20 protein-coding genes are annotated in these 24,872 nt (G+C 66.9%); 17 read left to right on the forward strand and 3 right to left on the reverse strand.

The window, feature by feature from the left end; genetic code table 11:
* The first annotated feature begins 332 nt into the window (after positions 1-332).
* From OHA18_RS18185 to OHA18_RS18205, 5 genes are all read left to right on the forward strand, one after another.
* The gene (locus OHA18_RS18185) at positions 333-3,098 is read left to right on the forward strand and encodes a S8 family serine peptidase (RefSeq protein WP_329005298.1); all 2,766 of its coding nucleotides are present in this window, start codon (positions 333-335) and stop codon (positions 3,096-3,098) included.
* 90 nt (positions 3,099-3,188) lie between these two features.
* Positions 3,189-3,752 (forward strand): TetR/AcrR family transcriptional regulator, encoded by a 564-nt coding sequence (locus tag OHA18_RS18190; RefSeq protein ID WP_329005299.1) that lies wholly within the window; start codon positions 3,189-3,191, stop codon positions 3,750-3,752.
* Entirely contained in the window at positions 3,749-4,606 is an 858-nt protein-coding gene (locus OHA18_RS18195; protein WP_329005300.1) for an LLM class F420-dependent oxidoreductase, read from the forward strand. Before OHA18_RS18190 ends, OHA18_RS18195 begins: the two co-directional genes overlap by 4 nt.
* A 69-nt stretch (positions 4,607-4,675) precedes the next feature.
* On the forward strand, positions 4,676-5,521 hold the full coding sequence (locus OHA18_RS18200) for a hypothetical protein (RefSeq protein ID WP_329005301.1): 846 nt from the start codon (positions 4,676-4,678) through the stop codon (positions 5,519-5,521).
* Entirely contained in the window at positions 5,518-6,222 is a 705-nt protein-coding gene (locus OHA18_RS18205; RefSeq protein WP_329005303.1) for an HD domain-containing protein, read from the forward strand. The genes OHA18_RS18200 and OHA18_RS18205 overlap by 4 nt, the downstream gene beginning before the upstream one ends.
* On the opposite strand, the gene OHA18_RS18210 is transcribed toward OHA18_RS18205, so the two are convergent.
* Positions 6,203-7,225 (reverse strand): LacI family DNA-binding transcriptional regulator, encoded by a 1,023-nt coding sequence (locus OHA18_RS18210; RefSeq protein ID WP_329005304.1) that lies wholly within the window; start codon positions 7,223-7,225, stop codon positions 6,203-6,205. The two genes, OHA18_RS18205 and OHA18_RS18210, sit on opposite strands and share 20 nt — an antisense overlap.
* 131 nt (positions 7,226-7,356) lie before the next feature.
* On the opposite strand from OHA18_RS18210, the gene OHA18_RS18215 reads away from it, so the two are divergent.
* From OHA18_RS18215 to OHA18_RS18270, 12 genes are all read left to right on the forward strand, one after another.
* Positions 7,357-8,670 carry an ABC transporter substrate-binding protein gene (locus OHA18_RS18215; protein ID WP_329005305.1) on the forward strand — a complete coding sequence of 438 codons (1,314 nt, stop codon included), beginning with the start codon at positions 7,357-7,359 and terminating at the stop codon, positions 8,668-8,670.
* Positions 8,671-8,675: 5 nt separating this feature from the next.
* Positions 8,676-9,611, forward strand: coding sequence for a carbohydrate ABC transporter permease (locus tag OHA18_RS18220; RefSeq protein ID WP_329005306.1), 936 nt, complete (start codon positions 8,676-8,678; stop codon positions 9,609-9,611).
* Entirely contained in the window at positions 9,608-10,423 is an 816-nt protein-coding gene (locus tag OHA18_RS18225; RefSeq protein WP_329005307.1) for a carbohydrate ABC transporter permease, read from the forward strand. The genes OHA18_RS18220 and OHA18_RS18225 overlap by 4 nt, the downstream gene beginning before the upstream one ends.
* Before the next feature lie 5 nt (positions 10,424-10,428).
* Positions 10,429-11,883: a hypothetical protein gene (locus OHA18_RS18230; RefSeq protein WP_329005308.1), complete on the forward strand. Its 1,455-nt coding sequence runs from the start codon at positions 10,429-10,431 to the stop codon at positions 11,881-11,883.
* Positions 11,880-13,901, forward strand: coding sequence for an alpha-amylase family protein (locus tag OHA18_RS18235; protein WP_329005309.1), 2,022 nt, complete (start codon positions 11,880-11,882; stop codon positions 13,899-13,901). Before OHA18_RS18230 ends, OHA18_RS18235 begins: the two co-directional genes overlap by 4 nt.
* 10 nt (positions 13,902-13,911) lie before the next feature.
* A complete protein-coding gene (gene aceB / locus OHA18_RS18240; RefSeq protein ID WP_329005310.1) occupies positions 13,912-15,477 on the forward strand; it encodes a malate synthase A in 1,566 nt (521 codons plus the stop codon).
* A gap of 138 nt (positions 15,478-15,615) precedes the next feature.
* Complete coding sequence (locus tag OHA18_RS18245; RefSeq protein ID WP_329005311.1) at positions 15,616-17,409, forward strand: peptide ABC transporter substrate-binding protein; 1,794 nt, start codon at positions 15,616-15,618, stop codon at positions 17,407-17,409.
* A 1-nt stretch (position 17,410) separates the two neighbouring features.
* A complete protein-coding gene (locus OHA18_RS18250) occupies positions 17,411-18,388 on the forward strand; it encodes an ABC transporter permease (protein ID WP_329005312.1) in 978 nt (325 codons plus the stop codon).
* Entirely contained in the window at positions 18,375-19,310 is a 936-nt protein-coding gene (locus OHA18_RS18255) for an ABC transporter permease (RefSeq protein ID WP_329005313.1), read from the forward strand. Before OHA18_RS18250 ends, OHA18_RS18255 begins: the two co-directional genes overlap by 14 nt.
* Positions 19,307-20,281 carry an ABC transporter ATP-binding protein gene (locus OHA18_RS18260; RefSeq protein WP_329005314.1) on the forward strand — a complete coding sequence of 325 codons (975 nt, stop codon included), beginning with the start codon at positions 19,307-19,309 and terminating at the stop codon, positions 20,279-20,281. Before OHA18_RS18255 ends, OHA18_RS18260 begins: the two co-directional genes overlap by 4 nt.
* Positions 20,274-21,086 carry an ABC transporter ATP-binding protein gene (locus OHA18_RS18265; protein WP_329005315.1) on the forward strand — a complete coding sequence of 271 codons (813 nt, stop codon included), beginning with the start codon at positions 20,274-20,276 and terminating at the stop codon, positions 21,084-21,086. The genes OHA18_RS18260 and OHA18_RS18265 overlap by 8 nt, the downstream gene beginning before the upstream one ends.
* Positions 21,087-21,274: 188 nt before the next feature.
* Positions 21,275-21,946, forward strand: coding sequence for a phosphotransferase (locus OHA18_RS18270; protein WP_329005316.1), 672 nt, complete (start codon positions 21,275-21,277; stop codon positions 21,944-21,946).
* Here the strand turns inward: OHA18_RS18270 and OHA18_RS18275 are convergent.
* A complete protein-coding gene (locus tag OHA18_RS18275) occupies positions 21,930-23,075 on the reverse strand; it encodes a DegT/DnrJ/EryC1/StrS family aminotransferase (RefSeq protein WP_329005317.1) in 1,146 nt (381 codons plus the stop codon). The two genes, OHA18_RS18270 and OHA18_RS18275, sit on opposite strands and share 17 nt — an antisense overlap.
* Positions 23,057-24,820 (reverse strand): hypothetical protein, encoded by a 1,764-nt coding sequence (locus OHA18_RS18280; RefSeq protein WP_329005318.1) that lies wholly within the window; start codon positions 24,818-24,820, stop codon positions 23,057-23,059. Before OHA18_RS18280 ends, OHA18_RS18275 begins: the two co-directional genes overlap by 19 nt.
* Positions 24,821-24,872: the final 52 nt, after the last annotated feature.

Raw genomic sequence — 24,872 nt, forward strand, 5'->3', positions numbered from 1 at the left:
CCGGGCGGTAGACATACCCCAACGCCTCCAGCGGCCCGCGGAACGGGTCGACCGGCTCCAGCACGGCGACCGAGATCTGGAGATCAACGATCGGCTTCGCCAGGGGCTGGAATTGCAGGAAGATGCAGGAGCTGTAACGCGGGACCGGCTGCCAGCGATTTACGGCGGGGACCACATCCGGTCCAGTCCGCCCGATTTTGAGGTTCTTGGGAGTTGCGGTGTTGCGTAAGGCGCGTTTCCTGTGGCTGGCTCTGCCGGCAGCGCTGGTTGCAGGGTCAGTGGTGGTCGTTACCGGTTCGTCCGGTAACGCTGCGGTGTCCGGCGAGCCTAATGTGCTCCGGGCGAAGTTCAACCCCGCCGAGGCGAGTGGTCCGAAGTACGATCCGAAGTCCGTGATCGTGCAGTTCAAGCCGAAGGCAACGACCTCGGCGCGCAAGTCCGCGCTGGCGAAGGTCAAGGGCACGCCCGAGCTGTCCGTCACCGCGGACGTCGTCAAGGTGACCGGTGACGTTCCGGCTCCCGAACTGCTGAAGAAGGTGAAGGCCGACCCCTCGGTCGAGCTTGCCTCGCTCAACTACATCCGGCAGAAGTCCGCCGTACCGAACGACTGGCTGTACACGAACTACCAGAAGTACCTGTCGACCGTCCGCGTCGACAAGGCATGGGACCTCACGAAGTCTGCCGGCACCCAGTACATCGGCGTCCTCGACACCGGCGTCGACGCCGGCCACCCGGACCTGGCCGGCCACCTCCTGCCCGGCTACAACACCTTCAACACCGCCCTGCCGCCGAACGACGGCGACGGCCACGGTACGTCGGTCACCGGCATCATCGCGGCCGGTACCGCCAACAGCATCGGTGTCGCGGGCGTGGCCTGGAACGCGAAGGTCCGCCCGGCCAAGGTGCTCGACGACCACGGCTCGGGCGACGACACCAACCTGATCAACGGCATCAACTGGGCGGTCAAGAGCGGCGTCCGGGTGATCAACATGTCGCTCGGCGGTGAGGGCGACGACCCGGTCCTGCATACCGCGATCCAGAACGCGGTCAAGGCCGGCGTCGTCCTGGTCGCCGCGGCCGGCAACACCGGCGGCGACTCGTCGAACCACTTCCCGGGCGCGTACCCGGAGGTCCTGTCGGTCGGCGCCACGAACCAGGCCGGCGTGGTGACCAGCTTCAGCAGCTACGGCGACACGGTCGACATCGCCGCCCCGGGCTACGACATCACCAGCACCGCGCCCCGCGCGCAGACCCCGGCCGGCTACGAGCCGTACTTCCTCGGCATGGCCGGTACGTCGTTCTCGTCGCCGATCGTCGCCGGTGTGGCAGCACTCGTCCGCAACAAGTGGCCGTCGTACACCCCGGCCCAGGTCATGGCGCGCCTGAAGGCCACCGCCCGCGACGCCGGCCCCCGCGGCACCGACCCGTACTACGGCGCCGGCATCCTCGACGCGTACTACGCCCTCGGCGGCGCACCGACGACCGACTTCGCCATGGGCGTGCCTGACAAGAACGACCAGCCTGCCCGCGCGAGCGAGCTGATCGCGGGCGTCGCAGTGTCGTCGACGATCAGCGTCGAAGGCGACGTCGACTGGTACCAGATTCCGGCCGCGGGCGCCCACCAGGTGCGCGTCGACCTCAGCGGCCCGATGTTCGACTCGGGCACCTACGCGCAGAACTTCGGACCGGTCGTCTCGGTGTACGACGCCAACCTGCGGCCGTTGGGCTTCGCGCAGAAGCCGGAGCCGCCGGTGGACGCCGACGGGTACGAGATCCCGCAGGCGTTGACCGCCAGCACCTACGTGACGCTCCCGGACGCAACCATGTATATCGCGGTCCGGAACGCCAACGGTTCTCGCGACAGCCGCCAGTACACACTGAAGGTCACCAACGCTGACGGCAACGTCGGTACGGCGCCGATTCCCGCCTACCCGGTACTGGACGCCTTGCCCGCGGACCTGTCGACGATCCAGAGCACCGAGATCCAGCCGGTCGTCACTTTCGCTCCGGATGTCGACAGGGACAGCGTCGTCAGCGGTCTGAAACTGCTGAACGGCAGGACCGGTGCGGTGGTTCCGGCGGGCGTGACCTACGACCCGTCGTCGCACCAGGCGATCCTGACCCCGAAGGATTCGTTGCTCGAAGCAACGCCGTACAAGCTCTCCGCGGTCGGTGTGGTGGAGACCGCAAGTGGTCTGCCGCTGACGCCGTTCAGTTCGGTCTTCAGCACCCCGGACCTGGTGCCGCAGAAGCTGTCCACGTTCACCGGCGGCGGCGCTTACCTGGCCGCGAACCTGGCCTGGCAGATTCCGCCGACCACGGATCTCGCCCAGGTGATCGTGCGGCGGAACGTCGGGAGCAAGGCTCCGACGCCGACCACCGGCACGCTGGTGTACGCCGGCACCGGGACATCGGTGAAGAACACCGGGCTGGCGCAAGGTACGACGTACACGTACGGCGGCTGGGTCGTCGACCGCGCTGGTCACTACAGCCCGATCGCTGTCAAGCAGCTGCTCGGGATGAAGTCGGGGATCAGCACGACCTCGACGCTGATCAACTACGGCGGCTCGATCACGATCAAGGGCAGCACGCTGCGGATCGACAACTTGGCGTACGCCGGGCTGCCGGTCAACGTTTACGTGCGGCCGAAGAACTCGACGAAGTTCACGTTGCTCGCGGCGCTGAAGACGTCGTCGACCGGAACGCTGTCGGTGACGCACAAGCCGACGGTGTCGTCGGTGTACATGCTCACCTTCCCGGGCAACGCCGACCTGATGGGAACCCGGACCGCCGACATCACCGTGCAGGTCGCACCAACGATCTCCGCGACGCTCGCGCCGACGGCGATCAACCTCGGTAAGACGACCGCGTTCAGCGGGTACGTCGTCCCTGCGCACGCCGGCAAGGTCGTCTACCTGCAGCAGTACGGCAGCAAGGTCTGGAAGTCGATCGCGTCGGTCAAGCTCAGCACCTCCGGCAAGTACGCCTTCGGCATCAAGCCGGCCGCCCGCGGTCAGATCGCGTACCGGGTCTGGTTCCCGGCCGATGCCGACCACGCTCAGGCGTTCACCGCGAACAAGATCGTCACCGTCAGCTGACAACGACTGGGGAGGATCCTGTGCCGACTCGGGTACAGGATCCTCCCCATCGTGATCTCCTGGTGTTGTACCTGTGGGTACAGTGGATGGGTGGAGACGGTGGAGCGGTTGATTCGTAGTACGCAGGAGTTGTTGTGGGAGCGGGGGTACGTGGGGACCTCGCCCAAGGCGATCCAGCGGGCCGCGGATGCTGGGCAGGGGAGCATGTATCACCACTTCGCCGGGAAGGCGGAGTTGGCGAAGGCGGCGATCGAGCGGTCGGGGGCGGAGTTGCGGGCGGCGGCTGACGCGCAGCTGGCCGGAGACGGGTCGGCGAGTGAGCGGATCGCCGGGTATCTGGAGCGCGAGCGGGAGGTGCTCAAAGGGTGCAAGGTCGGCAGGCTGGCCGCGGATGCCGACGTGATCGCGGACCCGGAGTTGCGGGCACCGATTGCGGAGACGTTCGAGTGGCTGCGCGCGCGGCTCGCCGAGGTGGTTGCAGAGGGCAAGCGTTCGGGTGAGTACCCGGAGTCGCTGGACCCTGGGCGGACCGCGGCGACGGTGGCGGCGGTGTTGCAGGGTGGGTATGTGCTCGCGCGGGCGGCCGGGTCGGTGGAGCCGTTCGAGCTGGCTGTCCAGGGATTGATCGACTTGTTGCCGGAGGCTACGAAGTGAAGATCGGTGCGGTGTTCCCCCAGCTGGAGATCGGCGCGGACCCGAAGACGGTGCGGGACTGGACGACCACGGTGGAGCAGGCCGGGTACAACCATGTCCTCGCTTACGATCACGTGCTCGGCGCGGATCCCGCGAACCGGCCGGGCTGGACCGGGTACACCGACAAGTCCTTGTTTCATGAGGTTTTCGTGCTGTTCGGGTACATGGCGGCGATCACCACCAACCTCGAGCTGGTCACCGGCGTGCTTGTACTCCCGCAGCGGCAGACCGCGTTGGTGGCGAAGCAGGCGGCCGAGGTCGACGTGCTGTGCGGCGGCCGGCTGCGGCTCGGCGTGGGCATCGGGTGGAACCAGGTCGAGTACCAAGCGCTCGGCGTACCGTTCAGGCAGCGTGGGGCGCTGCTGGAGGAGCAGGTCGACGTACTGCGGAAGCTCTGGGCCGAGCCCGTGATCTCGTACGACGGCAAGTACCACGAGATCGTCGAGGCCGGCCTCAACCCGTTGCCCGGGCGCCAGATCCCGATCTGGTTCGGCGGCGGCGCGGATGCGGTACTGCGACGTACCGGCCGGATCGGTGACGGGTGGATGCCGCAGTCCGCGCCCGACGAAGCCGCCCGCCAGCAGATCGCCACGATCCGCGAAGCCGCCGAGGCGGCCGGCCGCGACCCACACTCCATCGGCATCGAGGCAAGACTGACGCTGGCCGCCGTACCCGAGGAGGACCGCCGCGCTTTCGTCGAAGGCTGGCGCAACCTCGGCGCAACCCACCTCTGCGTGAACACGATGAACCTGGGCCTGTCCCGACCCGAGGACCACGCCGCCGTACTCGCCGAGGTGCTGCCCGAACTCATCTGATGTATCTCCCGCCGATCCCCGACGGTCCGAACAGGCAAGGGGAGTCTCGGCAGCGGAGAGGGGAAGGTCATGGCCTTCCAGAGCGATTTCGAGAAGCGGACCTACAACTACCTACGGCTGGCGATGATCGCGGTCCTGATCATGCTTGCGGTCGCGGTGTTGCGCGAGCACATCAAGACGGTGTCGGACTGCTGGCAGGGATCGATCAGCGCGTACTACTACACGCCGGTGCATGCGGTGTTCATCGGTTCGCTGGTCGCCGTCGGCGCCTGCATGATCGTCCTGAAAGGCAAATCGACTCTGAAGGACGTGTTGCTGAACATCGGTGGGCTGCTCGCGCCGGTCGTTGCCTTCGTGCCGACGCCGAACCCGGGCAGTTGCTGGTCGGAGGAGGTCGTTTCGCGCCGCGCGGCAGCGGACATCGCGAACAACATGTGGGCGTACTTCGTGGTCGGCAGCCTGGCCCTGCTGGCCTCGCTGATCATCGGGCTGACCTCGAAGGGCAAAACCCAGTGGCACCGGAAGGAGTACTTCGGGCTGGCGGCATCGAGCCTGCTCTGGCTGGCGGGGATCGTCTGGTTCTGGACCTCGCGGGACGCCTTCAACCAGAACGCGCACTACACCGCCGCCGCGCTCTTGTTCGGGGCCATCATCGGCATAGTTGTGCTAAGCGCATTGGGTACGCGTCAGCTGCCGGTCACAGGCGTACAGGAGCGGAAGGTGTTCACCGGCTTCTACGGCCTGATCGCAGCCGCGATGGGTGTCATCCTCGTGATCGGACTCATCGCCAGGGAATCAGCGGTCCTCTGGGTCGAGACCGCTCTGCTCAGCCTGTTCCTGCTGTACTGGATCCTCCGGACTGCCGAACAGTGGCGCGCGGACAAGGACACCACCCTGGAGCCTGTCGACGAATGAGCGAGATTCTCAGCACCAAGGACAAGGTGCGACTGCTGCCGACTGCGCTAGGTCGACTGGTCACGACCACGGCCGAGTTGGCGGCGTACCGGCTGGGGCGGCGTGGGTCGGCACTGCCGTCGCAGGTGGTGATCAAGCCGCCGGATGCAGGATGGGGTGCCGAGGCCGAGATGGTTGCCCGAGCCTCCTTGGGGCGCGGGTTTCTCGAGCACTCGGTGCGCACCTGGTGGTTCGGGATGGCGTTGGCGTCCGCGGATCGAGCTCAGGCAACCGTCGATCCGGACCTGTTGTTCGTAGCCGCGATGCTGCACGATATCGGCCTGTTCAGGCCGCTGGACGGCAGATGTTTCACGGCTGCGGGGGTCGCCGCCGTGCGGCACACAGCTCCGGTGGGTACTGCGTCGAGCGCGATCGCGGAGGTCGAGGCCGCGATCTACGAGCATATCGAGATCAAGAAGCCGACCAAGCCCTTGTCGTACTACCTGCAGGCTGGGTCGTTGCTCGACGTGGCGGGGACGCGGATCACCAAGGTCGATCCGGCGATCGTCGAGCAGGTGTGCAAGGGCCGGACCGGGTTCCCCTCAGTCTGCAGGAGCGCATGGCGGGCCGAGTGTCGGCGATTTCCCGGTGGGAGGGCGGCGTACGCGCGTTGTCCGGGTGGGTTGTTGATGGGGACTCGGCTCAATCCTTTGCCGGGGTGAACGGGGTGTTGGCGGTGGAGCCGCGGATCGCCAGAGGGCAGGGGAGGGTTACGACCTCGGTGGGGCGGTCGGGGTCGGCTATGCGTTGGCGGAGGAGGGCGACGCCGGCCTCGACGATGGCGTGGACGGGTTGTGCGACCGAGGTGAGGTCGAAGGCTTCCCAGGCAGCCATTTCGGTGTTGTCGAAGCCGATCACCCAGACGTCGTCGGGGACCCGGGCGCCAACTGCGCGGGCGCCGTCGAGGATGCCGAAGGCGAGCAGGTCGGTGACGGTGTAGATCGCGGTCGGCGGCTTCTTCCGGGACAGCAGCTTCTCCGCGGCGGCGTGACCGTCGGCGTGCGGTACGCCGACCGAGACCACGTTGGCGGGCTTGATCTTCACGCCGGCGTCGGCGAGCGCGGCGCGGAAACCGAGGTCGCGGTCGCGGGACGTATTGCCGGTGTGGACGAGCGTGACGAGTCCGATGTCGGTGTGGCCGGCGTCGACGAGATACCGGCCGGCGTCGTACGCGCCCTGCCAGTTGTCGCCGACGACCTGGTCGCAGTCCAGCCCGTCGATGCCGCGGTGCAGCAGCACGGTCGGTGTCCCGGACGCGAGCGCCATCGTGTGCAGCTTCGAGTCGTACGTCGCCGACGTCAGCAGGAATCCGTCGACGAGGCGCTGCTGGAGCACCTCCGCGATCGTCTCCTCGGGATCGTGCTCGATGTTCCACAGGATCATGTGCAGACCCATCGAGCTGAGCACCCGCCCGATCTCGTCCAGCAGCTCGGCGTGGAACGGGCTGGTCACGCGCGTCATGAACACGCCGATGGTGTCGGTCCGCCCGGTCTTCATCGCGCGCGCCAACGCGTTCGGTATGTAGTTGGCGTCCTTGAGCACCTGCAGAACGCGGGCCCTGGTCTCCGGGTTGACCTTCGGGTTGTTGGTCAGCACCCGCGAGACCGTCGCCTGCGACACCCCCGCCAGCCGGGCCAGATCCCTACTCGTCGGTGGTCGCGCCATGACCCCGCCTCCCCTCGTCCAAATGCTGAACCCTACTCAAGAGTCTGGCCACAGGCCGTTGACCACGCCGAAGCCAATGTGTATACGTATTCATTGTATACGTATTCATCCCTAGTGGATGGGAGATTCCGGTGCAGCACAATTCTTTGGCACAACTCTCCGACCTGAGCCGCCGCAGGTTTCTCGCCGGACTGACGGGACTCGCGGCCGCCGGAGCAATGGCCGGCTGCGGCGGCAACGGCAACGCAGGTGGGGGTGGGGGCAAGAGCCTTACCTTCCTCAACTGGGAGCAGGTCAAGGGCAACCCGCTGGAGCAGGCGATCCAGTCCTTCGAGAAGGAATCGGGGACGAAGGTCACCATCCAGCCCGCGGTCACCCAGGAGTACGACACCAAGATGCGCACGCTGATCGCGGGCGGCAGTCCGCCGGACGTGATGCGGATCAACGACGACTTCGTCCGCGGCTTCTCCCAGCAAGGAGCGCTGCTGGACCTGAAGCCCTACATCGACAAGGACAAACTCGACACGTCGCAGTTCGCCAAGGAGACGTTCGACTTCCCGCAGCAGCCCGACGGTTCGCACACCGCGTGGGTTCTCGGGTACGAGCCGCGGCTGATCTTCTACAACGTCGATCTGTTCAAAGCTGCCGGCGTACCGCTGCCGCCGACGACCTGGTCGGCGCAGGACTGGACCTGGTCCGACTTCGAGGAGAAGGCCAAGAAGCTCACCGACCCGGCGAAGAAGCAGTACGGCGCGCTGGTCTACCTGGACACCGGCTACGAGCAGACGTTCACCGTGAACCACGGCAGCCAGACCGGCATCTTCTCCAAGGACGGTACGCAGTTCACGCTGCCGGACGGCAAGGAGAGCGAGGCGCTGCAGTGGGCCACCGACCTGACCTGCAAGGACAAGGTGCAACCGCCGTGGTCCGCGCTGCAGCAGGACAGCATCCAGAACCAGATGTTTGCCCAGGGCAAGATCGCGATGATGTTCGCGACCTTCGGCACCGTGCCGTACATGCGGCAGACGATCAAGGACTTCACCTGGGACGTCGCTCCGCCGCCTGGTGACGTGGAGCAGAAGACCGAGTCCAGCGTGATCGTGTTCTGCATCCCGAAGAAGGCGAAGAACCCGGACGCGGCCTGGGATCTGCTGAAGTACCTGGCCGGCGAGGAGGGCGGCAAGATCCTGCTCCAGGGCGGGGCGTTCACGCCGATCAACCTGAAGGCCGCGGCAGATCTGGCGCCGAACGGGAAGGCCCCTGAGCACATCGGGCTGTTCGCCGAGGCGGCCAAGCATCTGACCGCGACCAACCAGACCAAGAACACGATCGGCGCCCGGGAGCTGTACCGGCCCGCGCTGGACACGGCCTACAACTGCGAGAAGCCGGTCGCCGACGTTCTCCAAGGGGTCAAGTCACAGGTGGAGAACGCCTTGAAGGGTTGATGTCGATGGCAACCATCACGATGGCACGCGACACCGCCGAACAAGTCAACACCGCCGACGTACGCCGGGCCCGCCGTAAGCAGAACCTGACCGGCTGGCTGTTCATCAGCCCGATCGTGGTCGGGGTGGTGGCGTTCCAGTTCTTCCCGATCCTGGTCTCGATCGCCGCCTCGCTGACCGACTGGAACGGCATCTCGGCGCCGAAGTTCGTCGGCCTGAAGAACTTCACCGAGATGTTCGGCGACGACCCGCTGTTCCTGCAGACGTTCAAGAACACCGTCTACTTCACGCTGGCGAGCATCCCGCTGACGATCGGGATCGGCCTGGTGCTGGCGTTGCTGTGCGCCCGGCCGATCAAGGGCGTCGCGTTCTTCCGGACGGCGTACTTCGCGCCGTACGTGACGAACGTGGTAGCGATCGGGTTCGTCTGGTTCTGGTTCTTCCAGCCGGACAACGGTGTGATCAACGGCCTGCTCAGCCAGCTCGGGATCAGCGGCCCGCAATGGCTGTCGAGCTCGAGCTGGGCGATGCCGGCTGTGATCATGGTCAGCGTCTGGCAGGGCATCGGGTACCCGATGATCATTCTGCTCGCCGGCCTGCAGGGCCTGCCGAACGAGTTCTTCGAGTCGGCGAAGATCGACGGCGCCGGGGCCTGGCAGCGGCTGCGGTTCATCACGTTGCCGCTGCTGACGCCGCACTTCCTGTTCCTGCTGATCACGCAGTTCATCTCGTCGTTCCAGGTGTTCGGCCTGATCTACGTGATGACCAAGGGCGGGCCCGGCCACGCCACCAGCGTCTACATCTACAACATCTATCAGAACGCGTTCAGCTACGGGAAGGTCGGCTACGCCTCGGCGATGGCATGGATCCTGTTCGTGGTGATCGCGGCCGTCACCTTCCTGCAGTGGAAGCTGCAGAAGAGGTGGGTGTTCTATTCATGAGAATCGTCGGAAAGTCGTCCCAGTACGTCGTGATGTCGTTGTTCGCAGTGGCGTTCCTGGCGCCACTGGTCTGGATGATCAGCGCATCTCTGCGGCCCGAGGCGAAGGTGCTCAGTTCGCCGCCGAAATTCCTGCCCACGGACACGCAGTGGAGCAACTACGGCGAGGTGTTCGACCTGATCCCAGTGTTCCTGTGGAACAGCGTGAAACTCGCCGGGTTGAACGTGATCGGCATTCTGATCGTCGCGTCGATGGCCGGCTACGCGTTCGCGCGCTTGCGGTTCGCCGGCCGGGACATCGCGTTCATGGTGCTGCTCGCCACGTCGATCATCCCCGGCATCGCGTACCTGATCCCGCAGTACATCGTCTTCCAGCACATCGGCTGGGTGGACACGCAGTACCCGCTGTGGGTGCCGAAGGTGCTCACACCGGTGTTCGCGACCTTCCTCATGCGGCAGTCGTTCCTGACCATTCCGAACGAACTCGAGGACGCCGGCAAGATCGACGGGGCGTCCACGTTCGGCATCTACTGGCGGATCATGCTGCCGCAGACCAAACCGGCGCTCGCCGCGATCGGGGTCTTCACGTTCCTCGAATCGTGGAACGACCTGTTCGGTCCCTTGATCTACATCACGTCCGAGAACCTGCAGACGTTGCCGGTGGCGCTCGCCCAGTTCCAGGGCGAGTACTTCACCAAGATCAGTCTGCTGATGGCAGGCGCGACGATCTCCGTCGTACCGGTCATCGCCGTCTTCCTTTTCGCTCAGCGCTATTTCATCCAAGGCATCACGATGACAGGAATGAAGGGGTGAGCATCGTGCCCGATCGGGTCGTTGCCATGCAGATCGGAGCCATCTCGTTCGTCGACGAAGGCGTCGACCGGACACTCGACATCCTGGCCGAGCGCGGCGCGGTGAACGCGTTGTTCCTGGCCACGCCGACCTGGACCCGGGGAACCGGCGGCCGGCAGATCCCCGGCCATCCGATCCCGGACCACGGCGTCCAGGAGTACGACCTCGGCTGGGTCGGCGGGAACTACGCGACGCCGCACTCGCAGTACTACGGAAACACCGTCCTCGGCGACGTCGGCCGCGCACCGGAGCACCCGGAGCTCGACCTGCTCGGCGAGGTGATCCCGAAGGCTCGCGAACGCGGAATGAAGTCGTTCGCGTGGATGGAGGAAAGCGGAGGCGCGCGCCAGCTGCGCACGTACCCGAACTTCGCCAAGGTGCTGGAAGTGGATGCCTGGGGTCGCCCTGGTCGCCGCCCGTGCTTCAACAACCCGGACTACCGCAACTGGCATCTCGGGTTCGTCGAGGACTACCTGCAGAGCTACGAGCTCGACGGACTGGCCTGGTGCTCGGAGCGGCCCGGTCCGCTGAACATGCTGATGCAGGGCACGGTCGACGTGTCCGAGGTCGGCTGTTTCTGCTCGCACTGCCGGCAGTTCGCCCGCGAGCGGGGCATCGACGTCGACCGCGCGATGCGTGGCTACCGCGAGCTGGTGGAGTGGAACCAGCGGGTCGGCGCGGGTGAGCGTCCGGTGGACGGCGCGTTCGTGGCGTTCTGGCGGATCCTGCTCAACTTCCCCGAAGTACTGGCCTGGCAGACGTTGTGGACCGAGAGTCAGCGGCAGCTGTACCGCGACATCTACGGGGTCGCAAAGGCGATCTCGCCCGAGGTGCAGGTGGGCTGGCATGTGTACCACAACATCTCGTTCAGCCCGTTCTACCGGGCGGACCAGGACTACACGGAGATGGCGAAGTTCTCCGACTTCATCAAGGTCGTCATCTACAACAACTGTGCCGGTCCGCGGTTCTTCACCTGGGTGAAGAGCATCTGCGGCGCGCTGTTCGCCGACGCGGAGCCCGAGGACGTGTACCCGCTGATGATGAAGCTGCTGCAGCTCGACGAGGGTTCGTACGAGAAGCTGCCGCAGACGGGCTTCAGCGCGGACTACGTACGGCGGGAGACCGAGCGGGCCGTCGCCGGTGTCGGCGGGCAGAGCGCGATCTACCCGGGCATCGACATCGACATCCCGGTCGGTGTCGCGAAGCAGCGCGGACTGGAGAAACCGCGGGACGTCGGTACCAAGATCAACTGGGACGACAACGAAGGTGAACTGACCGCCTGCACCAGGGAGTCTGTCCGGGACGCGACCCTGGCCGCGTTCGAAGGCGGCGCAGAAGGCGTCGTACTCAGCCGCAAGTACTCCGAGATGCTGCTGGAGAACGTCTCCGGTGCGGGCGACGCGGTGCGGAGCCTGAAGTGAAACCTTGGTATCAAAGAACCCTGAGGTGGGCGCAGACCAACCTCACCGAGAAGGATCCGGCGCGGTACGACGCCGACTGGTGGCGGGAGCACTGGCGTCGTACCAAGGTCCAAGGGGTGATCGTCAACGCCGGCGGGATCGTCGCGTACTACCCGAGCAAGTTCGAGCTGCAGCACCGGGCCGAGTTCCTCGGTGATCGCGATCTGTACGGCGAGATCGCCGCACTCGCCAAAGAGGACGGCCTCACCGTGCTGGCGCGGATGGACTCGAACCGGGCGCACCAGCCGTTGTACGACGCGCATCCGGACTGGTTCGCGATCGATGCCGACGGCAACCCTTATCGGGCTGGGAAGCTGTACGTCGCCTGCGTGACCGGCCCGTACTACAAGGAGTTCCTGACCGGCATCCTCGAGGAGATCATCGAGCGCACTGAGCCGGACGGGCTGACCGACAACAGCTGGTCGGGGCTCGGACGGGATTCGATCTGCTACTGCCCGAACTGCCGGGCCAGCTTCGGCCAGGATCTCCCGGCGAAGCCCGACTGGTCGGATCCGGCGTACCGGCAGTGGATCCGGTGGAGCTACGACCAGCGGCTTGCGGTGTGGGACCTGAACAACGAGGTGACACGGCGCGCGGGCGGTCCGGGCTGCTTGTGGATCGGGATGAACGGGGGCGAGGTCGTTGCGCAGAGCAAGAGGCTGCGCGACGACGTCGAGATCTGCAAGCGGGCGTCGATCTTCATGCTGGACTCGCAGTGGCGGCACGAGGAGGCTGGGTTCCAGGCGAACGCGGACTCCGGCAAGCGCCTGCACGGGCTGCTCGGCTGGGACACGCTGATCCCGGAGAGTACGGCGATGTACGACGCCGGTGTACCGACGTTCCGGCTCGGGAGCAAACCCGAGCCGGAGGCGCGGATGTGGGCGATCGAAGGCTGGGCCGGCGGGATCCAGCCGTGGTGGCACCACATCGGATCGGTGCACGACGATCGGCGGCAGTACGCGACCGCGCAGCCGCTGTTCGAATGGCACGAGGCCAACGAGGAGTACCTCGTCGACCGTGAACCGGTGGCCACAGTCGGACTGCTCTGGAGTCAGCGCAGCGTGGACTTCCACGGCAAGGACGAGGCGGAGACGGTCAGCCAGTTGCCGTACCGCGGGTGGGTGGATGCGCTGGTGAGGGCGCGGATCCCGTACTTGCCCACGACCGAAGTAGATGAGCGTTTCCAGGTGATTGTCGTGCCCAACGTCGGGGTGCTGACCGACGAGCAGATCGCCCAGCTGCAGGCCTACAGCGGCCGTCTTGTCGTCACTGGGGAATCGGGGCTCTACGACGAGTGGGGCGATCGCCGGGACGACTGGACGCTGGGCGACCTGCTCGGGGTCCGGCACGCGGGTAAGCGGCTCGGCGACGGCACGGTCACCGACTGGGAGAAGTACGACAGCCACAGCTACCTGCGGATCGAGGACCGGTCGGTTTTCGACGGCGACACCGATGTGCTGCCGTTCGGTGGACAGCTGGAGGTCGTGGAAGGAGGCAAAGCGGCGCTGACCTGGATCCCGCCGTTCCCGATCTATCCGCCGGAGAAGTCGTGGATGGAGGAGCCGCGCAGCGACATCCCGGCGTTGGTCCTCGGCGAGCGTACGGCGTACCTCGCGGCGGATCTCGATCGCCAGTACGCGAAGCACCACCACCCGGATCACGGCAAGGTGCTCGCGAACCTGGTCCGTCACGACGGCATCCCGGTGCGCGTCGAGGGCGCCGGCGTACTGGACTGTCAGCTCTACCGGCAGGGCGACCGGCACATCCTGCATCTGGTGAACCTCGACCAGGGCGGAGCCTGGCGCGGCCGCCTCGAGGAGTTCACACCCGCCGGTCCGTTCACGGTGTCGCTCAGGGTGAGCGGTCAACGGGCACGGCTTCTCGTCTCGGGTGATGAGGTAGCTGTGAAGGAGCAGGACGGCTGGATTACGGTCGGGGTAGACCGGATCACCGATCACGAAGTCGTAGTACTCAGCTAAGGAGCTCCCAGTGTCCATCGACGTCACCGGCCCGATGAACGAGCGGTACGACGAGATTCTCACCGAGCGTGCGCTCGGACTCATCGAGACGTTGCACCGTGCGTACGACGGGCGGCGGAAAGAGCTGCTGGAGCGCCGCGAGCAGCGGGTCGCGGAGATCGCGGCCGGGGCGTCGCTGGGGTTCCTGCCGGAGACGAAGGACGTCCGGGACGACCCGGAGTGGCGGGTCGCGCCCGCCGCTCCGGGTCTGATCGACCGGCGGGTGGAGATCACCGGCCCGACCGACCGGAAGATGACCATCAACGCGCTGAACTCGGGTGCGAAGGTGTGGCTGGCCGACCAGGAGGATGCGAACACGCCGACCTGGGAGAACGTGGTCGGCGGCCAGCTCAACCTGCTCGACGCGATCACCCGCAAGATCGACTTCAGCACCGACGCCAAGAGCTACGCGCTGAAGCCGGACGAGGAGCTCGCCACCATCGTCGTCCGGCCGCGCGGCTGGCACCTGCCGGAGAAGCACCTCCAGGTCGACGGGGAGCCGGTGAGCGGTTCGCTGGTCGACTTCGCGCTGTACTTCGCGGCCTGTGCGCAGCTGCAGCTCGTTCGCGGCCAGGGACCGTACTTCTACCTGCCGAAGATGGAGTCGCACCTCGAAGCGCGGCTCTGGAACGACGTGTTCGTGACCGCGCAGGACCAGCTCGGGATCCCGCGCGGGACGATCCGGGCGACCGTGCTGATCGAGACGTACCCGGCCGCGTTCGAGATGGAAGAGATCCTGTACGAGCTGCGGGACCACTCCGCCGGGTTGAACGCGGGGCGCTGGGACTACATGTTCAGCGTGATCAAGACGCACCGGACCCGCGGCACGGACTTCCAGCTGCCGGACCGGAACAGCGTGACGATGACAGTGCCGTTCATGCGCGCGTACACCGAGCTGCTGGTGCGGACCTGCCACAAGCGCGGCGCGCACGCGATCGGCGGGATGGCGGCGTTCATCCCGAGCAAGGACCCGGCGGTCAACGAGCAGGCGTTCGCGAAGGTCGAGGCCGACAAGACCCGTGAGGCCGGCGACGGCTTCGACGGTTCGTGGGTCGCGCACCCCGGCATGGTCGAGACCTGCCGGACCGTCTTCGACTCCGTGCTCGGCGACCGTCCCAACCAGGTCGACAAGCTGCGCGAGGACGTCGCCGTCACCGCCGCGGACCTGCTCGACGTCGCAGCGACGCCGGGGGAGGTGACCGAGGCCGGTCTGCGCAACAACGTGAGCGTCGCGATCCAGTACCTGGCGGCCTGGCTCGAGGGCACCGGTGCCGTCGGCATCTTCAACCTGATGGAGGATGCGGCCACCGCCGAAATCTCCCGGTCCCAGATCTGGCAGTGGCGTCAGAACCACGTCGTTCTGGACACCGGCGACACCATCACCACCGAGCTGGTCGAACGCATCGCCGACGAGGAGATCGCCAAGCTGGGCTCGCCTGAGCGGTACGACGCGGCCCGGTCGCTGTTCCTGGACGTGGCGCTCGCCGACGAGTACATCGACTTCCTGACGCTACCGGCGTACGAACGCTTCAGCTGACAAGGAGTCTGCCGCCTGCCGGGCTCGCAGGTCACGATCAATTTCGGTAATGGCCGTAAAGCGTTGACATCGACGCTCTGACGGCCCTACGGTCGCGACCATAAGTCGAGTTCCGGACGCCAGAAAGGCGGCACTCCTTTGCCCAAGCGTGTGTGGACCAGCTCGGTGCCGCCGGTCGGTCAGACCCGGCGCGACTTCCTGCGACTGTCGGGTCTGACCCTCGCCGCTCTCGGCGGCAGCTGGTCGCTGACCGGCTGCGGACTGTTCGGCGACAACGAGAAGGCGTCGGGCGGCCAGTCGACGCTGAAGATCGATTACGTTCCGGTCGAGGTGCTGGATCCGCAGGTGATCACCAACGGGATGTGGATCCTCAGCCGCGGGATCTCCGAAGGCCTGGTCACCCAGAACGAGAAGGGCGACGGCGTGCAGCCGGCCGTCGCGAGCGAGTGGAAGGTCTCCGACGACCACCTGACCTACACCTTCACGCTGCGGGACAACGCCCAGTGGTCCGACGGCAAGCCGGTCGTCGCCCAGGACTTCGAGCGCACCTACAAGCGGCTGTTCACGCCGGCCGCGGCCTCGGCCGGCGGTACGACGCTCGGCGCGAACAGCTACCAGACCGCGACCGGGATCAAGGGCGCCCAGGACTTCCTGGCCGGCGTACTGACCGACTGGACGAAGGTCGGTGTCAAGGCGAACGGCGACCACGAGCTCGTTCTCACGCTGGCCAACCCGAACCCGGACTTCCTGCTGGCGCTCACCCACCCGGCGCTGCTCCCGCTGCCGATGGATCTGGTCGAGAGCAAGCCGAAGGACTGGCAGAACCCGCCGAACTACGTGTCCAACGGGCCCTACACGGTGACCGAGTGGGTGCAGAACTCGCGGCTGATCCTGACGCCCAACGAGAAGTACTGGGACCGCGACAACGTCAAGCTCGGCCGGATCCAGGTCAACCTGGTCGAGCCGAGTGCGGCGGCGACCGCGACCGTGCCGTACGAGAACGGTGAGACCGACCTGACCCAGCTCGCCGGACCCGACGTACTGCGGTTCCAGAAGGACGCGAACCTGTCGAAGCAGCTCCAGCAGACCGAGAACTACAGCATCCTGTACCTCGCGAAACTGCGCAGCCAGCACAAGGCGATGGAGGACGTGCGGGTCCGCAAGGCGCTGTCGCTGGCGCTCGACCGGAAGACGCTGGCCGGCGTGCAGCCCGGCCAGGAGCCGGGGGTCTCGCTGGTGACCAGCCGGACCGGAGGCTGGGACGCGAGTATCGGGATCAAGGAGGACGTCGCCGAGGCGAAGAAGCTGCTCGCCGAGGCCGGCTACCCGAACGGCCAGGGCCTGCCGCCGATCCGGATCCTGGTCGGTGTGCCGGACACGACCCTCGCCGACGCGATCGTGGACAGCTGGACCAAGCAGCTCGGTATCAAGGCGAGCGTCGACCATGTCGAGGCCGGCGTCTACACCGAGCGGCGCTGGGAGGTCCAGAAGGGCAACTACATCGGCTTCTACTACGGCACGTTCGCCGGGCTGCCGACGTGGCCGACGATGGTCGGCTCGCTCTGGTCGCCGCAGAACGTGCAGGAGATCAGCCTGCCGAGCGACCAGTGGCAGGCGTACCAGGGTGTGCAGCAGGACAAGAACCTGAAGCCGGCCGCCAAGACCGCACAGCTCAAGGCGATTCTCACGGCGCACGCCTCGAAGCCCGCGCTGGAGATCGGTGCACTGGTCGACCAGGCCGCTGCCGAGCCGGACGACGCGAAGCGGATGGGGTTGTACAAGCAGGCCGCGAAGCAGCGGGAGGAGCAGTACCTCTATCTGCCGGTGCTGTGGCTGAGCCTCTTCCACGCGGTCAAGCCGAAGGTGCACGGCCTGCAGCTGCGGGCGTATCCGGACTACTTCTACCTCAAGCCGCTGAGCGTAGGGAGCTGACGTGGGGCTCGCCGGGTACATCGGCAAGCGGATCGTGCGGCTGGCCCTGTCCTTGATCGCGGTGTCGATCCTGACCTTCACCCTGCTGCAGCTCGCGCCGGGCAACTTCGCCGACCTGCAGCGCGTGAACAGCGGCGCGACGAACTTCGGCGGCGTCGGCACCGAGTCGATGGTCGGCGAGCTCGAGACCCGGTACGGCGCCGACGTACCGGTCTGGAAGCAGTACCTGATCTTCATGAAGGGCGCGGCGCACTGGGACTTCGGGCCGTCGTACAAGTACGCCAGCCGCAACGTGCAGGACATCATCGCGGAGGCGTTCCCGATCTCGGCCACGCTGGCGTTGCTCGCGGTCCTGCTGGCGCTGCTGATCGCCGTACCGGTCGGGGTGTTCGCGGCGCTCCGGCAGAACTCCAAGTCCGATCACGGGACGATGTTCGTGGTCACGCTCGGGCACGCGTTGCCCAGCTATCTGAGCGCGGCGTTCATGATCCTGTTGTTCTCCGCCACGTTGAAGCTGTTGCCTTCCGGCGGGTGGAACGGCCCGAAGGACCTGATCCTGCCGGTGCTGGCGCTCAGCCTCGGACCGGCCGCGGTGCTGGCGCGGTACGTGCGGTCGAGCATGCTGGAGACCCTCCGCGAGGAGTACGTCACCGCCGCGATCGCCAAGGGCGGCCCTCGTCGTACGGTCATCGTCCGGCACGCGCTGCGCAACTCGCTGATCCCGCTCGTCACCGTCGCCGGTCCACTGCTCGCCGCGCTGATGACCGGCACGGTGTTCGTCGAGGCACTGCTGCGGATCCCCGGCCTCGGTCTGTACTTCGCAAACGCAGCAGCCAGCAGGGACATGCCGCTGCTGATGGGTACGGCGCTGTTCTTCGCACTGATCCTGATGGTGACCAACCTGGTCGTGGACCTGATCTACGGCCTCCTCGACCCTCGAATCCGCACCGTGGGAGGTGGATCCCATGACGGCAACTGAAGGCATCGAGGCTGCTGGGGCGGCTGTGGCCGGTGCTGAAGGCGAACCGGGACCTCTGGAGCGGGAGACCGTTGCGCGCGGGCCGTGGGCGCGGGCATGGGCCCGGTTTCGCCAGCACCGGTTGGCTTTCGGCAGTCTGATCTTCTGCACGTTGCTGATCATCACCGCGATCGCGGCGCCGCTGATCGCGCCGTACGGCTATGAAGAGACCGACATTCAGCACAAGCTGGCCGGGCCGGGCTCCGAGGGGCACCTGCTCGGTACGGATCTGCTCGGCCGGGACATCCTCAGCCGGCTGATCTACGGCCTGCAGACGGCGTTGACGGTGGCGTTCGGCGCGGAGCTGACCGCATTGGTGTTGGCGCTGGCGATCGGGTTGCTCGCGGGGTATCTCGGCGGCCGGGTCGAATCGTTGCTGATGGCATTCACCGACGTGATGTACGCGTTCCCGACGTACCTGTTCGCGGTGGTGATGGTCACGGTGCTCGGCCGCAGCATCTTCGCGCTGGTGGTCGCGATCGGGATCGCGTCGTGGGTCACCCAGGCCCGGTTGGTTCGGGCTCAGGTGATGACGCTGAAGGAACGCGAGTACGTCGAGGCGGCCCGATCGATGGGCGCCAAGGGCAGCACGATCGCGATCCGGTACATCCTGCCGAACGCCATCGGCCCGATCCTGGTCACCACCAGCTTCGCGATCCCGGCCGCGATCGCCGCGGAGGCCGGTCTCGCGCTGCTCGGGCTGGGCGTCCAGCCGCCGACACCGTCCTGGGGCGCAATGATCAGCGAGGGCAGTCGGTACCTGCTCGCCGCGCCGCACATGCTGGTCGCGCCGGCGGTGCTGTTCGCCCTGACCCTGCTGGCATTCACCTGGATCGGTGACGGCGTACGGGATGCCTTCGACCCGAGTGGGGAGCAGCGATGAGCGACGAGGCTTTGCTGTCGGTGCGTGACCTGCGGACGACCTTCCGGCGCGATGGCGGTTCGTTGACCGCGGTCGATGGCGTGTCGTTCGACGTACGACGTGGGCAGGCGCTCGCGATCGTCGGAGAGAGCGGCAGCGGCAAGAGCGTCACCATGCGCAGCGTGATGGGTATCCTGCCGCGGACTGCCCGGATCACCAGCGGACAGGCGTACTTCGGTGGCCGGGATCTGCTCGCGATCGGCGACAAGGAGCTGCGCAAGGTCCGCGGCCGTGAGATCGCGATGGTGTTCCAGAGCGCGATGGAGGCGATGAACCCGACGCTGACGCTGGAGCGCCAGCTCACCGAACACCTGCTCTGGCACGGTCTGTGCAACAAGGCGGAGGCGCGGAAACGCGCAGTACGGGCGCTCGGCGACGTCGGGATCCCGGACCCGGAGAAGCGGATCCGCACGTACCCGTTCCAGCTGTCCGGCGGGATGCGGCAGCGGGCGATGATCGCGATGGCGATGGTGACCGAGCCCGACCTGCTGATCGCCGACGAGCCGACCACCGCCGTCGACGTCACCGTGCAGCGGCAGATCCTCGACCTGCTGAAGGCGCTGAAGGACCGCGGTACGGGCGTCATCATGATCACCCACGACCTCGGCGTCGCCCGCTATTTCTGCGACGACGCGGTCGTGATGTACGCCGGCCGCGTGGTCGAGCGGGCGCCGATGGCGTCGTTGCTCGACGACCCGCGCCATCCGTACACCGTCGGCCTGCTCGAATCGAGTGTCGAGGTCGGCGGCCGGGAACTCGCGCTGCACCCGATCCCCGGCAGCCCGCCCGACCTGTCACGTCGCCCATCAGGTTGCGCATTCCACCCGCGCTGCCCGCGCGCCGAACTGCCTCGGTGCCAGACCGAACAAGAGATCCTGACCATCGGCCCCGGCCGGGACGCCGCATGCTGGAAGGTGGCCGTCGATGCCTGACGAACGACCTGCTGGTGAAGGCGATCGAGGACAACAACCACTGGTCCGCGCCGAATCGGTCACCAAAGTCTTCCGCACCCGCGCCGGCGAGGTCCGCGCCGTCGACGACGTTTCGCTGACTGTGCACCGTGGCGAGACGCTCGGCCTCGTCGGCGAGAGCGGTAGCGGGAAGTCGACGGTGGCGCGGCTGATGATGGGGTTGCAGGCGTGTACATCGGGACGGGTCGAGTTCGACGGGAAGGACCTCGCCACGCTGCCGGCCCGCGAATTGCGGGTGCTGCGGCCACGGATGCAGATGGTCTTCCAGAACCCTTATGGTTCGTTGCTTCCGCACTTCAGCGCGATCGGCAACGTGATGGAGCCGCTTCGTCTGCACGAGCGCGGCGACAAGGAATCGCGCCGTACTCGCGGTCTCGAACTGCTTGATCTGGTTGGCATCAGCACGCGGAATGCGGAGCTGTATCCACGGCAGTTCTCCGGCGGCCAACAGCAGCGGATCGCGATCGCCCGGGCACTGGCGCTCGAACCGGACCTCCTGGTCTGCGACGAACCGACGTCATCGCTGGACGTATCCATCCAGGCGCAGATCCTCGAACTCTTCACCGACCTGCGCGACCGGCTCGGCCTGTCGATGCTGTTCATCTCCCACAACCTCGCAGTCGTCGAACGCCTGGCCGACCGGGTCGCCGTGATGAACAGAGGCCAAGTAGTCGAGGAAAGCCCCACCGAGGCCCTCTTCCGCGCGCCCCAAGACAACTACACCCACCAACTCCTCTCCGCCGTACTCCCCGTCCGCCAGCAGTAATCCCCGCGTGCACTCCGTCCCCCGGCCGCCGCACGTCCGGCGTGCGCTTCAGGGGTTATCCCATGGAGTGGGTGGTTCTCTGCTCGTGTACGACTGGAGAAGGCACAACTCGAGTGGATAACCCCTGAAGTGCTCAGCGGAGGTGGAGGGGACTTGGCCGCGGGCTGATTGGTCAGCTGGCCGTGGCGATGGCGTTCGAGCGGCGGGCGTGCGAGGCCGGCGTCGTCATGCCGGAGCCGGTCCCGCCGACTGATCCGCTCGTGGGGTGGGTGACCAACATCGAGGATCGGTTGTTCCGGGTCTACCGGTGGATCGAGCACGAGGCGGATCCGGGCGGTCAGGACGTGTCGGCCTGGCTTGGGCGGACGATGGCTCGGGTTCATCAGCTACAACCGCTGGGAGCCATCGGCTTGCCGGACTGGTGGCGGCCGGCGATCCAAGCGCCTGCGACCTGGGAGGGCTGGTTCGCCAAGGCGCGGGACCAAGGAAGGTCGTGGGGTCCGGGCTGCCTTCCGCATATTCTCGCGGCCACCGAACGCATGGCCGAGATCTGCGACACAGCCCCGGACATCGTCACGACGCACGGCGACTTCAAGACCCACAACCTCGTCCTGTCTGCGTCCGGCCCGGTCCTCGTGGACTGGGACAGTGTCCGGACCGACACCGCAGCCCTCGAGGCGGCACGAGTTGCGTACATCCTCGGAGACGGCGACCCCGAGCAGATCCGCGTCTCACTCGGCGAGGCGACCGCGGCCCGATGGATGGGTGCGCCCGCGACGATCGAGGACGCGATCGCCGAACTGCTCCGAGACCTTCCCGGCAAGGTCGACCAGCTGAGCTATTTCACACTGCCTTGGTGATGGCGGTTGCGATGGAGTGAGTTTGGTCTTCCGTGCCGAGTAGGTAGGTCTGGGGGAGCCAGATCGTGTCGGCCGAGACCGCGTCGGCGTTCGGGCAGTGTGCATCCGGATACGGTTGGCCGAGCTTGTCGGTGATCGCCTTCGACTCCCGCAGTACGGCGGCGTTGCGGTGCAGCGGGACGTAGCCGGAAGACGCTCTGGTCAGGCCGGCTGCGGCGAGGGATTGCAGGACGGCCTCGCGCTGTCCAGGGATTCGCATCATGAACAGGTGCCGGCCGTGTGCGGTGATCGCCGGGTCCTCCGGCGCCAACTGGATGCCCTCGACGGGTTTCAGCAGGTCGGCGAGCAGCCGGGCGTTCCGTTCGCGGATCTCCTGCAACGCGGGATGCCGGCGGAGTTGGACGCGCAGGATCGCCGCCTGGAACTCGGTCAGCCGCAGGTTGTACCCGACCGCCTCGTGCTGGTACCAGCCGCCTCCCGGCACCCGGCCGACGTTGACCAGCGAGTACATCGCGCCGGCCAGCTTCTCGTTGTCGGTGAGTACGGCGCCGCCCTCGCCGGCCGTGATGTTCTTGCTGCTCTGGAAGCTGAACGTGCCGAGGTCGCCGATCGCGCCGACCGGCCGGCCCTTGTACGCCGCGCCGTGCGCCTGGGCCGCGTCCTCGATGATGGTCAGGCCGTGCCGGGCGCCGAGCGCGGTGAACGCGTCCAGGTCCGCCGGTCGCCCAGCCAGGTGAACGACGACGACCGCCTTCGTCCGCTCGGTGACGGCAGCCTCCGCGGCGACCGGATCGAGCAGGTGGGTGTCCGGATCCACGTCGGCGAACACCGGCACCGCTCCCACGAACAGCGCCGCCGAAGCGGTCGCGATGAACGTGTACGGCGGCACGATCACCTCGTCGCCGATACCGACGCCTGCGGCCCGCAAAGCCGCCGCGATGGCCAGCGTCCCGTTGCTCAGGCAGATCCCGAAGGCGGCCTGCTGGTACGACGCGAACTCGCGTTCGAAGGTCGCGACGACATCTCCGCTGGTGCTGCCCCAGTGCCCCGAGTTCAGGACCTCGAGCAGCGCCTTCGCCTCGTCATCGCCGTACTCCGGCCATTCCGGCATCATGGTGTGATCACCCATCTGTTGTCTCCGGCAACGATGTCTGCGGTCAGTTCGACGAAGGACCGGCCGTGCCGGACCACCGTCCGGGCCGATCCCTCGCCCTCCTTGACGATCGGGTCCGAACCGAGATCCGGTACGGCGAGCAGCACCGCGGCGCCCGGCATGGGCTCAGTCGCCGCAGCAACCACCGCAACGCCGTCCGCGACCGGCGAGACCGACAGCGTGACTCCGCGCCGGCTCCGTTCCCACGCGTTGATCCGGGCGGCCGTCCACCACGGCATCCCTCGCCGCCGGGCCTCCGCGGCGAGCTCGATGCATGCGGCCCGGGTCAGCGGACGATGGTGCAGGTGCGGTCCGTGGAACAAGAAATGCGCGACGCCGTGCACCGCCTGGGCGCCGTCCAGAATGGCATCCCGTACGGCGGCGTGCCCGGCCCAGGCGAGATCCTGCGTGTGCAGTGGCAGATTGAGTACGTCGAAGAATCGGTTGCCCTCAGCAACTGGCCCCATCGGGTACGAAACATGTGCGGCGCCGAACAGAAAGCCGATATCGCCTTGTTTGCTCGGCCCACGCGATTCGTCGATCTGGATGCCGAGCTGCTCGCACCAATTGTAGAACTCGGTCCAGCCTTCCCAGCGGGTGTAGTGGTTCTTGTTCGAGATGATCTGGTCGTTGCCGGTGACGGCCTGCGCCCAGGCGTACTGCGCGCGCATCTGCGGCCAGCCCCACACTGCAAGGTCCGCGTCGCCCATCGCGTTGTAATGCAGAGCGTTCTCGTGTCCGGCCGCGGTGATCGCCTCGTACAGTTCGGCGGAGTACCCGCCGGGGAACACGTGGCACCAGGTGACCTCGACGCCGGCCTCGGCGAACGCGTCGAGTGCCGCCTGACCGTGCTCCTCGACATTCTGGTCCGAGTCGTGCGACATGTGGGCGACGGCGTCGACGCCGGCCGGCCAGTACCCGAGCCAGGGCACCACGGTACCGGCGTGTTCGGCGCCCCACCACAGGCTCTGCGCGAACAGCGAGCACCACCAGTCGGCCTGCGGCTGGTCGAACATCGGTACGGCGCTCGGCGGCGGATACGTGTGCTCGAACGGCTCGACCAGCTCCGGCTCGCCCGGCGGCATCGCCCGGTCCCGGTCGAAGCTGAGCGTCATCCCGTCCTCGCACTTCAGGATGCCGTCGTCGATCGGCGCGGTACCGTCGGCGGCCGGCTCACCGTCGGCGGTGACGGCGTACCCCTGCTGGATGCGGACGATGCTCTGCCACAGGTCGACGCCGTACGTGAGGACGACGCCTGCATCGAGTCGGCGGAGCGTGATGGCGGCCGTGTCGGAGTCCTGCCAGCGGGCGAGCACCTCGACGTCCGGGCCGGTGAGCCGGGTCCCGCCGACGGCGTGCAGTGCGGTCGGCGGCCGCGACGTCCAGACCGGGCTGTCCGCCAGCGCGACGTGGTCCTCCACAACAGAGCCGTCCGCCGAGACGCCTGCGAGTGCGGACAGTGGACCGGGGTCGCCTACCAGGATCAGTACGCCGCCGCCGCGCACCCACTGCTCGAGACCAGGGTCGGCATCAGGGGTTGTCGCGAAGACCAGCACGGCGACGTCGTCCACCGCGTCGCCCAGCGAGAGCGACCGGTACGGCAGACGAAGATGCCCGAGCACCTCGTCCAGATAGACCCACCAGGCGTCTTGACCCGCCCGGTGGGCCTGCTCCGTCGCCACCTGGTTGTCCACCACCGCGACCGCATGACGTTCTGGCACGCGCCCAACCCTGCCGCACCCCAACACCTTCGGCAAGACCTGAATATCAGTT

Origin of the sequence: Kribbella sp. NBC_00709 (assembly GCF_036226565.1) — a bacterium.
Taxonomy (GTDB): Bacteria; Actinomycetota; Actinomycetes; order Propionibacteriales; family Kribbellaceae; genus Kribbella.

Bases quoted from the DNA above. Each gene is read 5' to 3' on its own strand.
- OHA18_RS18200 (WP_329005301.1), top strand. From the start codon at position 4,676: ATGGCCTTCCAGAGCGATTTCGAGAAGCGGACCTACAACTACCTACGG.
- OHA18_RS18255 (WP_329005313.1), top strand. From the start codon at position 18,375: ATGACGGCAACTGAAGGCATCGAGGCTGCTGGGGCGGCTGTGGCCGGT.
- OHA18_RS18270 (WP_329005316.1), top strand. From the start codon at position 21,275: ATGGCGTTCGAGCGGCGGGCGTGCGAGGCCGGCGTCGTCATGCCGGAG.
- OHA18_RS18205 (WP_329005303.1), top strand. From the start codon at position 5,518: ATGAGCGAGATTCTCAGCACCAAGGACAAGGTGCGACTGCTGCCGACT.
- OHA18_RS18225 (WP_329005307.1), top strand. From the start codon at position 9,608: ATGAGAATCGTCGGAAAGTCGTCCCAGTACGTCGTGATGTCGTTGTTC.
- OHA18_RS18265 (WP_329005315.1), top strand. From the start codon at position 20,274: ATGCCTGACGAACGACCTGCTGGTGAAGGCGATCGAGGACAACAACCA.
- OHA18_RS18260 (WP_329005314.1), top strand. From the start codon at position 19,307: ATGAGCGACGAGGCTTTGCTGTCGGTGCGTGACCTGCGGACGACCTTC.
- OHA18_RS18220 (WP_329005306.1), top strand. From the start codon at position 8,676: ATGGCAACCATCACGATGGCACGCGACACCGCCGAACAAGTCAACACC.
- OHA18_RS18210 (WP_329005304.1), bottom strand. From the start codon at position 7,225: ATGGCGCGACCACCGACGAGTAGGGATCTGGCCCGGCTGGCGGGGGTG.
- OHA18_RS18275 (WP_329005317.1), bottom strand. From the start codon at position 23,075: ATGGGTGATCACACCATGATGCCGGAATGGCCGGAGTACGGCGATGAC.